Annotated in this window: 9 protein-coding genes and 3 tRNA genes; 10 read left to right on the top strand and 2 right to left on the bottom strand. The window is 28.1% G+C overall.

Annotation, left to right across the window (positions count from 1 at the left end; translation table 11 throughout):
* The first annotated feature begins 24 nt into the window (after positions 1-24).
* From ABXT55_RS02990 to ABXT55_RS03035, 10 genes are all read left to right on the top strand, one after another.
* Positions 25-1,806 (top strand): ATP-binding protein, encoded by a 1,782-nt coding sequence (locus ABXT55_RS02990; RefSeq protein ID WP_415285275.1) that lies wholly within the window; start codon positions 25-27, stop codon positions 1,804-1,806.
* On the top strand, positions 1,806-3,161 hold the full coding sequence (locus tag ABXT55_RS02995) for a sigma-54-dependent transcriptional regulator (protein ID WP_415285276.1): 1,356 nt from the start codon (positions 1,806-1,808) through the stop codon (positions 3,159-3,161). The genes ABXT55_RS02990 and ABXT55_RS02995 overlap by 1 nt, the downstream gene beginning before the upstream one ends.
* Positions 3,162-4,553, top strand: coding sequence for a Trk system potassium transporter TrkA (gene trkA / locus ABXT55_RS03000; protein ID WP_415285277.1), 1,392 nt, complete (start codon positions 3,162-3,164; stop codon positions 4,551-4,553).
* Positions 4,554-4,557: 4 nt separating this feature from the next.
* Positions 4,558-5,967 carry a TrkH family potassium uptake protein gene (locus ABXT55_RS03005; protein WP_415285279.1) on the top strand — a complete coding sequence of 470 codons (1,410 nt, stop codon included), beginning with the start codon at positions 4,558-4,560 and terminating at the stop codon, positions 5,965-5,967.
* A gap of 31 nt (positions 5,968-5,998) precedes the next feature.
* A tRNA-Arg gene (locus ABXT55_RS03010) sits at positions 5,999-6,075 on the top strand.
* Between the two features lie 170 nt (positions 6,076-6,245).
* Entirely contained in the window at positions 6,246-7,298 is a 1,053-nt protein-coding gene (locus tag ABXT55_RS03015; protein ID WP_415285280.1) for an amino acid ABC transporter substrate-binding protein, read from the top strand.
* A 65-nt stretch (positions 7,299-7,363) separates the two neighbouring features.
* Positions 7,364-8,509: an amino acid ABC transporter permease gene (locus ABXT55_RS03020; RefSeq protein WP_415285281.1), complete on the top strand. Its 1,146-nt coding sequence runs from the start codon at positions 7,364-7,366 to the stop codon at positions 8,507-8,509.
* On the top strand, positions 8,509-9,789 hold the full coding sequence (locus tag ABXT55_RS03025) for an amino acid ABC transporter permease (protein WP_415285282.1): 1,281 nt from the start codon (positions 8,509-8,511) through the stop codon (positions 9,787-9,789). The genes ABXT55_RS03020 and ABXT55_RS03025 overlap by 1 nt, the downstream gene beginning before the upstream one ends.
* A gap of 3 nt (positions 9,790-9,792) precedes the next feature.
* Positions 9,793-10,527: an amino acid ABC transporter ATP-binding protein gene (locus tag ABXT55_RS03030; protein WP_006996961.1), complete on the top strand. Its 735-nt coding sequence runs from the start codon at positions 9,793-9,795 to the stop codon at positions 10,525-10,527.
* A 170-nt stretch (positions 10,528-10,697) separates the two neighbouring features.
* Positions 10,698-11,069 (top strand): helix-turn-helix domain-containing protein, encoded by a 372-nt coding sequence (locus ABXT55_RS03035; RefSeq protein ID WP_415285283.1) that lies wholly within the window; start codon positions 10,698-10,700, stop codon positions 11,067-11,069.
* A 112-nt stretch (positions 11,070-11,181) separates the two neighbouring features.
* Here ABXT55_RS03035 and ABXT55_RS03040 read toward each other — a convergent pair.
* Positions 11,182-11,257: transfer RNA gene (locus tag ABXT55_RS03040), tRNA-Asn, on the bottom strand.
* A gap of 50 nt (positions 11,258-11,307) precedes the next feature.
* Positions 11,308-11,381 (bottom strand) — tRNA-Cys (locus ABXT55_RS03045).
* Between the last annotated feature and the right edge of the window lie 7 nt (positions 11,382-11,388).

Here is an 11,388-nt window from a genome sequence, read left to right on the forward strand (position 1 = left end):
ATATAACACATTATTTTGTCCACTATGATTGATTTTATTAAAAAAAATATATTCATCATTGTAATATTTTTAATCACTTTATTCACAGGTTTTATAACTTTTTTAACATTTATTGATAAAAGCTTTTTAAAACTATCTGATAATAATCTCCAGATTTTATTAATTGGAAATATTGCTCTGTTAATACTTCTTTTCTTTATGATATTTTCAGAAGTAAGAAATTCCTTAAAGATAGATGTTGACGTAAGTGGTTCTAAAGCCAATAGAAAATATATAACATTTTTTGCATTATTTACTTTAATTCCCTCAATTTTAATTTCTTTATTTTCATTATTTCTTCTTTCTTTTGCTCTTGATAAATATTTGGATAAGAAAATTACAACAGCAGTTAATAACTCTTATGAAATTGCGAGAAGCTATACTGAAGAAGTTAGAACAAAAACACAATCAGAGATAATTTTAATAGCATTTGATTTAAACAAAAGTATCAATTTTTTAAACACAAATATTAATCAATTTAAAAGTTTTCTAAATACTCAAAAATTAATTAGAGATATGGATGAGGTTCATATTATTGATGGTAATGGAAATTTATATCTGTCAACATTAGAAGATAACACTTTGTATACACCACCTTTAAGTGATGCTTTAGAAATGGTTCAAAATGATAAAAGGCCACTTAAAATTATTAATGCTTTTAAAAATCAAACAGCATCAATCATAAAACTTGAAAATTTTGACGGAAAGTATTTGTATATAGTCAAATATTTAGATAAAAAAATTTCTCAATATTTATTAGAATCTCAAGAAGCACTAAATTTTTATTACACAGTTTTAAATAAGCAAACTGGGATTAAGATATCATTTGTATTTATTTATCTTGTCATAGTCTCATTGTTATTATTTTTATCCATATCAATAGCTATAAGATTTTCATCAAGATTTTTTAGGTCTATTAATAATTTGATTATTGCATCTTCCAATATTGGAAAGGGTAATCTAGATATTAAAGTACCAGAAATTAAAACTGATAAAGACATAGAAGTGTTAAATCAAAATTTTAATTTAATGATAGACAAATTAAGATCTCAACAAGAGAAGCTTATAATTAAAGAAAGACATGAAGCTTGGGAAAATTTAGCTAGAAAATTAGCTCATGAAATTAAAAATCCACTCACACCCATTCAATTAACTATTGATAAGTTAAAGAGCAAGTACTCAGAAAAAATAGCAGATCATGAAAAAGATGATTTTTCAAAAAGCTTGTTGATTATTGGTAAACAAATTAAACAAATTGAAAATCTAGTTAATGAATTTTCTGATTTTGCGAGAATGCCAAAACCAATTCTTAAAGATAACAACTTAGTTTCTTTGATAAATGATAATATTAAATTAATAAATGAATTGGATAATAAAATTATAATTGATTTTAAATCAAGTAAATCAGATATTCTCTTAAACTCCGATAGTGAACAATTAAGTAGAGTTTTCTTCAATTTGATTAAAAACTCTATTGAAAGTATACAGGATAAGCAAATTGATAATGCTAATTTGATTGGAAAAATTGATATTTACATAAATGAGAGTGAAGAATTAATTAACTTTATAATTATTGATAACGGATTAGGATTTGGAATATTTGAAAACAATATAAAAGACATTCTAAATCCTTATTTTACAACAAAGATAAAAGGTACCGGCTTAGGTTTATCTATTGTTAATAAAATTATAAACGATCATAATGGAAAAATAAATTTTGTTTCATTAGAAAGTGGAGCAAAGATAGAAATTATATTTATAAAATAATGAGTACCGAAATATTAATTATTGATGATAATGTAGATATTAGAAATATAATTAATGATCTAATAATTGAAGCTGGTTACAAAACAAGATTGGCTGCGAACTACAATCAAGCTTTAAACGAGATTGACAAAAAACTTCCGGATGTTGCAATTATAGATGTTAAATTAGACAAAGGTGACAATGATGGTCTAGAGCTTTTATCACATATTAAAATTAAGGACAAAAATATTCCAGTTATAATAATTACAGGACATGCAAACGTAGAAATGGCTATTAAAGCTTTAAAAGCTGGTGCTTTCGAATTTATTGAAAAACCTTTTAATCAAGAAAGATTATTAAATTTTGTTAATAGAGCCGTTGAAAATATAAACCTTAAAAATAAGAACAAAGAATTTGAAAGTAAACTTTTTTTTTCTTATGAGTTAATTGGAATTAGTGACAATATAAAAAATATAAAAGAACAAATCAATAAAATTTCAGTTTCTGAAAGTCGAATTTTTATTAATGGTCCTACTGGCTCTGGAAAAGAATTGATTGCAAGAAAAATACATAAAGAATCTAAAAGACAAAGGGGCCCTTTTATTATTCTGAATGGTGCATTACTTGATATAAAAAAATATGAATTAGAATTATTTGGTGAAGAAAAAGTAAATGGCTCTATAACCTATGGTGCTTTAGAGAAATCATCAAAGGGCATTCTTTTGATCGATGAAATTTCTGAAATCCCACTTGAAACCCAATCTAAAATTTTAAGAGTTTTAATCGATCAAAAATTTAGAAGGATCAATGGCAGTCATGATATTAATGTAGATGTAAGAATTATATGTTCATCCAACAAAGATATAAAAAAAGAAATAGAAAATGGTAATTTTAGAGAGGATTTATATCATCGGCTAAATGTTTTAGAAATCAACATTGACCCTCTAAAAGAAAGAGTTTCAGATATATCTTTATTAGTTGAATATTTCTCTGAAAAAATCTCAACAAGTTATAATTTAAAAAAATTAAGCATTGATACAAATAATAAATATCTACTCAATTATGATTGGCCAGGTAATGTTAGAGAATTAAGAAATCTAATAGAGAGGATTGCAATACTTTCACCTGATAGTGCTGATAAAATTTCAAATATTATTAAAGAATCCCTAAAAACGCCTGATATTAAAAATGTACCATCAGAAAACTCTTTATCTATACCATTAAAAGAAGCTAGAGAAAATTTTGAAAAGGAGTATTTAACTACACAATTGAAAAAATTTAATGGCAATATATCAAAAACTGCTGACTTTATAGGAATGGAAAGATCTGCCTTACATAGAAAGCTTAAAGTTTTAGGGATCAAGGAATTAAATTAAATGAATATTATAATTTGTGGTGCTGGTAGAGTAGGCTTTACTATCGCAAAGATTTTAAGTGAACAAGGACACTCTATAACTGTAATAGATCAATCAAGTGAGGATATACAAAAGATAAATGACACACTCGACGTTAAGTCTATTGTGGGCAAAGGCACTTACCCCTCTATTTTAGAAAAAGCAAACGCAACTGATGCTGACATGATTATTGCAGTAACACGTAATGATGAAATTAACATGTTGATATGTCAAATAGCATTTTCAATATTTAACGTTCAAAAAAAAATAGCAAGGATCAGATCACAAGATTATTTAAATCCTAAATTTACCAAAGTTTACAATAAAGAAAATCTACCGATAGATGTTATTATTTCACCTGAAATAGAGATAGCAAAATCTCTTCAAAGAAAATTAGAAGCTCCTGGCTCACTTGATAACGTTCCTTTTGCAAATAATAAAATTAGATTACTTGAAATTTTGATAGATGCCAATTGTCCAATAAAAGATATCAAGCTTAATGAGCTTACAAAAAAGTTTCCAAAATTAAATTCGAATATAATGGGTGTAATTAGGGATGAAAAATTTGTTTTACTAAAAAAAACTGATCTAATGCTCAAAGATGACAAAGCTTATGTTGTGACTAATGCCTCGCAGATGAACGAAACTTTAACAGCTTTTGGTCACACAGAAAAAATTTCTAATAAGATCCTTATTATTGGAGGCGGAAACATAGGCTTTAACTTAGCAAAAAATTTAGAAGAAAGTTTTGACTCTGCTAGAGTTAAAATTATTGAAAAAGACAAAGAAAGAGCAGAGCTTATTGCAAGCCAATTAAATAACACAATCGTTATAAATGGTGATGCTCTTGATGAGGAGGTTTTACTAGAAGCAAATTTAGAAGAGGTTCAAACTGTTTTGGCTCTAACAAATGATGATGAAGATAATTTAATGGTAAGTGTATTGGTTGAAAAATTTGCCAAAGATAATGACGAGTTAAGTGACAAAAGAACTATGGCTTTAATTAATAAGCCTAATTACTCTCTTTTACAAACTTCTTTAAAAATTGATGATTTTATTGATCCTAGAATGAATACTGTATCAAGCATCTTAAAACATATTCATAAAGGTACTATTGAAAATGCTTATAGTATTTTAAATGGTGAGTATGAAATTATTGAAGCAGAAATTATTGAAACCTCAGAGTTGGTGAACAAGGAATTAAAAAATTCAAACTTACCAGATGAAATAAGAATTGGTGCAATTTTAAGAGGTGATGAAGTTGTTATTCCTAGATCAAATTTTGTATTTAAAAAACAGGATATTGTTGTTCTTTTGGCTAAAAAAGAATTTTTACATGTTGTAGAAAACATGTTTCGTATAAGCTCTATTTAATCTAATGAAATACTTTAAACTCATTTATTTGAGTGTTTTTTTTGGAATAGTTTCAATTTTAGCATTTTTTAATATCACTTATTCTTACTATTTAAATCTCTATCTAAATTTAAATACTTACATATATACGTTTATAGTTTCTATTTTTTTAACTGTACTATTTTATTATACAAAAAATAATAATGAAAAAAAAATAACAATATATGATAAAATATTAACAATACTTCTTGGCTATATTTTATTACCACTGGTTATTTCAATACCTTTTTATTTTAGTATTTATAATTTAACTTTTGTTAACGCTTTCTTTGAGTCAATTTCTGGATTTACCTCAACTGGCTTTACTATTTTTGATAATATCAATCATATTGATCAAAGTTTAATATTGTGGAGATCTTCATCTCAATGGATAGGAGGTCTTTATTTTTTATTTTCTATAATACTTTTAATTGACATATTTGATCATAGTTTTAAAAAATCTTTGACTAACTTTATATCATTTAATAAAGCTGAAACTTTCAAACAAGCATTGAAAATATTCTTATTTTATTCATTAATTACACTTTCAATTTTTATAATTTTAAGTCTTTTTGATATTAGGTTGTTTAATTCTCTTAATTTAGCTATGACTATAATTTCTTCAGGTGGTTTTTTACCATCAAATAATTTGTCTAATATCTTGATTGATAACTCTCAAATAATAATTACATCAATTTTATTACTGTCTTCTTTTTTTAGCATTTTTTTGATTTATAATTTAATCTTTACAAAAAATCATAACCTTAATTTCTTTAATGAAGATATACATTTGTTATTTTATTTCTTATTTTTATTGATTATTTTTTTTGTATTTTTAAATTTTGAAAATAATTTTAGCGAATTATTTCTATCTTTAACTAGCAGTATATCCAATATAGGATTTTCCCTAAATAATTCTCCTAACAATTTATCTTTTATTTTTTTAATACTGGTTATTATTGGTGGTTCTTTTTTTTCTACAAGTTCTGGAATTAGATTTTTAAAAATTTATTCTTTATTCAAATATTCAATTAATGAAATTCTTTCTTACAGCAGGCCAAAAAATATTTACACAAACAAACACTTATTTTCAAAAGATTCATTTAAGTTAGAAGAAATTTATAAATATTTTCTATCTGTAATAGTTTTTATGATTTCTTTATTTGTCTTAACTTTTTTATTAACTCTAAGTGGAATTGATTTTGAAAGCTCTTTTAAACTCTCAATTTTAACCATAATGAATACTGTAAATTCTTCAATGTTTGGTTTAAGTGATTTTAGCTTTTATGACCTACATTTTATGACGAAATATTATCTAATTTTCTTTATGATTGTTGGTAGACTTGAGCTTCTAACTTTATTGATTATTTGTAAAAAATTTCTTTTTAAAAATTAAATTCCTACTATAAATACATTTGTATTAATTGGCGCTCTTAGCTCAGCTGGATAGAGCATCGGTTTTCTAAACCGAGGGTCGGTGGTTCGAGTCCACCAGAGCGCACCATTACTAGATATAACATCCAGCCTTTAGTGCTACACTACATGTAGGTAGAATGCTTCTAATAAAGCCAATTTTACTTTGCTCATCTTTATAAAATGATAAACACTTAACTTAATTCAAATCTTTTTGAATTATTTGTTAACAAATAAATAAATAAAACAGAGGAATAAAATATGTTTAAATACTCAAAACAATTATTTGCCGTTTTAGCTGCTGCTTCTATGCTTTTTGTTGTCGCTTGCGATCAACAAGGTGGAAAACAGTCAAAAGGTAAATCAAAAACTCTTAAGAACACTCAGAAAAAGGGTTTTGTAAGATGCGGTGTATCTCAAGGTCTACCGGGATTTTCAAATGCTGACGCTGCTGGAAATTGGACTGGTGTAGACGTTGATGTATGTAGAGCAGTTGCTGCTGCAGTATTAGGTGATGCGAATAAAGTTAAGTTCACTCCACTAAGTGCTAAAGAAAGATTCACAGCTCTAACTTCTGGTGAGATTGATATCTTATCAAGAAACACAACTTGGACACTTTCTAGAGATGCTGACATTGGTTTAACATTCGTTGGAGTTAACTTCTATGATGGCCAAGGTTTCATGGTAAGAAAAGACTCAGGAATTACTTCTACGAGCCAATTCAAAAATGGAATTTCAGCATGTACTAACATCGGAACTACAACTGAACTAAACATGAGAGACTTCTTTAATTCAAAAGGAATTTCTTATGAGCCAGTTGCTTTCGAAAAAGCTGATGAAGTTGTTGCAGCTTATGACTCAGGCAGATGTGATACTTACACAACTGATAAATCTGGTCTAGCAGCACAAAGAACAAAAATGACTAACCCTGATGATCACGTAGTGTTACCAGAGACTATTTCTAAAGAGCCTCTAGGACCAGTAGTACGTCAAGGTGATGCAGTTTGGGAAGACATCGTAAGATGGTCACTAAACGTAATGATCGAAGCTGAAGAGTACGGTATTAACTCTGCAAACGCTGACATGATGAAAACTTCTGAAAACCCACAAATTAAAAGACTTGTTGGTTCTGAAGGTGAATTAGGTGCAGCATTTGGTTTAGATAACGATTGGAGCTTAAGAATTATCAAACAAGTTGGTAATTACGGAGAAAGCTACAAGAGAAATATCGCTGATACTGGTATTTTGCCTGACAGGGGTCCAAACCAAATTTGGACTAAAGGTGGATTACTATACGTACCACCAGCAAGATAATTATTATCTAATAAAACATATAAAGGGCTAGATTTATCTAGCCCTTTTTTTATAATAAAATCCAAATGAAATTAAAAAAAATCTTACCTCAGTTATTAACATTATTATTTATAATTTTAATATTTGGTTTTTTTACCATGAATGCGCAAGAGAACATGGATACAAGAGGTATTGAATTTGGTTTTGGTTTTTTAACTCAAGAAGCTTCATTTGATATACAATTTTCTTTAATTGATTATGATGGTTCAGACTCGTACGCTAGAGCATATCTTGTTGGACTATTAAACACTCTACTCGTTGCTTTTATTGGAATTATTCTAGCCACATTTTTGGGCCTTGTTGTTGGTGTAGCTAGATTATCACCTAATTATTTAATTAGAAAAACTGCCTCTTTTTACATAGAATTTTTTAGAAATGTTCCATTGCTATTACAGATTTTCTTTTGGTATTTTGCTGCTCTTAGAGCACTGCCAATGCCTCAGGATGCTACAATGATATTGGGATCATCTTTCATGACAATAAAGGGTTTTTTTACACCAGCTCCAATTTGGACAAATTTTGATGTTTTTTTTACAACTTTAATAATTGCAATGATTTTAGTTTTCTTTTTTGCAAAATTTGCAAAAAAAAAACAAGAACAAGAAGGTAAGCAGTTACCAGTTTTAATAATTTCAATACTTATTTTTATAGGACTACCGCTTTTAACATTTTTAATAGGTGGAGTTGACCTATCTTTTAGTTTTCCCGAATTAAGAAAAATGTCTCAATCTTCTTACACATTTGATGGGGGTATGGGTATACCACCAGAGCTAATTGCATTAACTTTAGCATTAACTCTTTATACAGCAACATTTATTGCAGAAAATGTTAGGGCAGGTATTCAGGGTATAGGTAAGGGGCAAAAAGAAGCTGCTGCATCAATAGGTTTAACACCAAGCCAAGTTTTGAAATTAGTAATTATGCCTCAAGCATTAAGAATAATTATACCACCAACAACTAATCAGTATTTGAATCTAACTAAAAATTCTTCTTTAGCTGCTGCTATTGCTTACCCAGATCTAGTTTTAGTTTTTGCGGGTACTGCAATGATGCAAACAGGAAAAGCAATTGAAATTGTTGGTATTACAATGGCCACATATTTAACTATTAGTATCGCAATTTCATTTTTAATGAATTGGTACAACCAAAGAATAGCGATAAAGGAAAAATAATGAATTCAAAAAATTTTGATTTACCAAAATCTAAAATCCAATTAAGTAGAAATACTTCTTTGATTATAGGAATTTTATTTTTTTTCTTAGGTATTTTTGATTTTTGTTTAAATAATTTTTTAGATACAAATATTACCTCTTTCTTACCTAGGTTTATAAACTTTTTTACTCCCTTAATCTTTGGAGTAATTGGACTTCATTTTATCAGAATTGAATTTTCGGGGATTAAAATCCTAGATAGTCTTAATAAAAATATTAATCCAAGTAATTTCAATGCTGCTTTAAGTTTGTGTATTATTTTTCTTATAATATTCGCTCTTCCTCCATTATTAAATTGGTTTATTTTTGATGCTAATATAGCTGGTGATACTAAAGAAGCATGCACTGGTGGTGGTGCTTGTTGGGTTTACATTAAAGTTTGGTTTAATAGGTTTATGTATGGAATGTATCCTAATGCTGAGCAGTGGAGAATTAATGTAACTTTTATTGCTGTATTAGGTTTTATGGCAGCTGGATTTTTTACACCTGCTAAATTTAGAAATTATCTTTCTCTTTATTACACTCTTATACTGCCAATTATATCTTTTATCTTAATCTACTTTTTGATTTCAGGTGGTTCTTTTGGACTAGAATGGGTTGAAACAGGTGCGTGGGGTGGTTTATCTTTAACTTTTATTGTTGCATTTTTTTCTTTAATTTTCTGTTTTCCAATAGGTATGATGTTAGCACTTGGAAGAAGATCTGATTTACCTATTGTTAAATATTCATCTCTTTCATTCATAGAATTTTGGAGAGGCGTTCCTTTAATTACAGTTTTATTTATGTCAGCAGTAATGTTTCCAATGTTTTTACCAGATGGAACATATGTTGATAAACTAATTAGAGTTGTTGTAGCGATTACTTTATTTGAAGCGGCTTATACAGCTGAAGTTATAAGGGGAGGATTACAAGCACTTCCAAGAGGTCAGTATGATGCTGCTAAGTCACTTGGCATGGGCTATTGGAAACTTCATATTTTTGTTATTCTTCCACAAGCTTTAAAATTAGTAATTCCAGGAATTGCAAATACATTTTTAGCACTTGTAAAAGATACACCATTAATTTTTGTAGTAGGTTTATTAGAGGTAGTCGGTATGTTAAATTTAGCAAAAACAAATCCAAAATGGTTAGGGTTTTCAATGGAAGGTTATGTATTTGCTGGAATAATATTCTGGATTATTTGTTATAGTATGAGTAAATATAGTCAAAAATTAGAATTAAAATATAAAACAGATAGATAAATTATGTCAGATTCAATTATTCAAATTCAAAATGTAAATAAGTGGTTTGGTGATTTTCAAGTATTAAAAGAAATTAACCTTGAGGTTAAACCTAAAGAAAAAATTGTTGTTTGTGGACCATCTGGATCTGGAAAATCGACATTAATTAGATGTATTAATAGATTGGAAGAGCATCAAAAAGGATCAATCATTGTTGATGGCACTGAAATTTCAGAAGATACAAAAAATATAGAACAAGTTAGAGCTGAAGTTGGAATGGTTTTCCAGCAATTTAATTTATTCCCTCATTTATCTATTTTAGATAATTGTACGTTAGCTCCAATTTGGGTTAAAAAAATGCCTAAAAAAGAAGCAGAAAAATTAGCGTTAGAACATCTTGAAAGAGTTCAAATTTTAGATCAAGCTCAAAAATTCCCAGGTCAGTTATCAGGTGGACAACAACAAAGAGTTGCTATTGCAAGAGCACTTTGTATGGAACCTAAAATTATGTTATTTGATGAACCTACATCAGCATTAGACCCTGAAATGATTAAAGAAGTACTGGATGTTATGGTTAATTTAGCAAAACAAGGTATGACTATGATCGTTGTAACGCATGAAATGGGCTTTGCAAAAGAAGTAGCTGACCAAATGATTTTTATGGATGAAGGAATGATTGTTGAAAAGGCTACAACAAAGGACTTCTTTGCTAATCCTAAAAGTGATCGTACCAAACTTTTCTTAAGCCAAATTTTATAAGCATTTTTAGCTATAACCCTCAACAATTTTATTTTCTGTAATCACTTATAATTGCTTGACACAATTTACAATTTCGTCCCTAATTGTTTAAAATAAAAAACTTTTCTATTGCAGTAACAACAAAAAATTAGTTGAATAGGTTTTTTAAACAAACTTTAAGAGGGGTCTTAATGGAAGATAATTTTAATAAGCATTTAGGTAATAAATTAAAGCTAAGAAGATTAGCTTTAGGTCTTACACAAACAAAAGTTGCAAAAGCAATTAATGTTACATTTCAACAAATTCAAAAATATGAAAAAGGAACTAATGGTGTTAGCTCAATACGCCTTCTTCAATTAGCGAATTATTTAAAAGTTCCAGTAAATTATTTTTTTGAAGATTTTTCAGAATATTTAATAAACCTGGAAAGATCACAAGAAGGTCATATGAATGTAAATTATAATTTTTTAGTTAAATTATATTCCGAGCTTAATAATGATCAAAAACTAAAGTTTAGTAAATCATTACAAACTTCAAATATTGGAATTTCAAAAGTAGGTTAGTACAAATCTTAGTTTAGGACCTCAATATAGTTTAAATATTTTGAATAAGTATTCTGATAATTTAAAAAATTTTCTTTAGATAAAATTTAGGAAATAGATAAGATAATTTATTTGGCTCCTCGGGCAGGACTCGAACCTGCGACCAATTGATTAACAGTCAACTGCTCTACCAACTGAGCTACCGAGGAATATCAAAAACACAACTTACTTTTTTTTAAGAGTAACACAAGATTTTTTTTGGAGGCAACGCCCAGAATCGAACTGGGATACAAGGATTTGCAATCCTCTGCGTAACCATTCCGCCACGTTGCCCTCTCAT

The sequence above is a fragment of the Candidatus Pelagibacter sp. Uisw_130 genome (assembly GCF_047722505.1).
Taxonomy (GTDB): Bacteria; Pseudomonadota; Alphaproteobacteria; order Pelagibacterales; family Pelagibacteraceae; genus Pelagibacter.

Excerpts from the sequence above, each read along its gene's own strand:
- trkA (WP_415285277.1), top strand. The coding sequence starts at position 3,162 with ATGAATATTATAATTTGTGGTGCTGGTAGAGTAGGCTTTACTATCGCA.
- ABXT55_RS02990 (WP_415285275.1), top strand. The coding sequence starts at position 25 with ATGATTGATTTTATTAAAAAAAATATATTCATCATTGTAATATTTTTA.
- ABXT55_RS03015 (WP_415285280.1), top strand. The coding sequence starts at position 6,246 with ATGTTTAAATACTCAAAACAATTATTTGCCGTTTTAGCTGCTGCTTCT.
- ABXT55_RS03025 (WP_415285282.1), top strand. The coding sequence starts at position 8,509 with ATGAATTCAAAAAATTTTGATTTACCAAAATCTAAAATCCAATTAAGT.
- ABXT55_RS03030 (WP_006996961.1), top strand. The coding sequence starts at position 9,793 with ATGTCAGATTCAATTATTCAAATTCAAAATGTAAATAAGTGGTTTGGT.
- ABXT55_RS03035 (WP_415285283.1), top strand. The coding sequence starts at position 10,698 with ATGGAAGATAATTTTAATAAGCATTTAGGTAATAAATTAAAGCTAAGA.
- ABXT55_RS02995 (WP_415285276.1), top strand. The coding sequence starts at position 1,806 with ATGAGTACCGAAATATTAATTATTGATGATAATGTAGATATTAGAAAT.
- ABXT55_RS03020 (WP_415285281.1), top strand. The coding sequence starts at position 7,364 with ATGAAATTAAAAAAAATCTTACCTCAGTTATTAACATTATTATTTATA.
- ABXT55_RS03005 (WP_415285279.1), top strand. The coding sequence starts at position 4,558 with ATGAAATACTTTAAACTCATTTATTTGAGTGTTTTTTTTGGAATAGTT.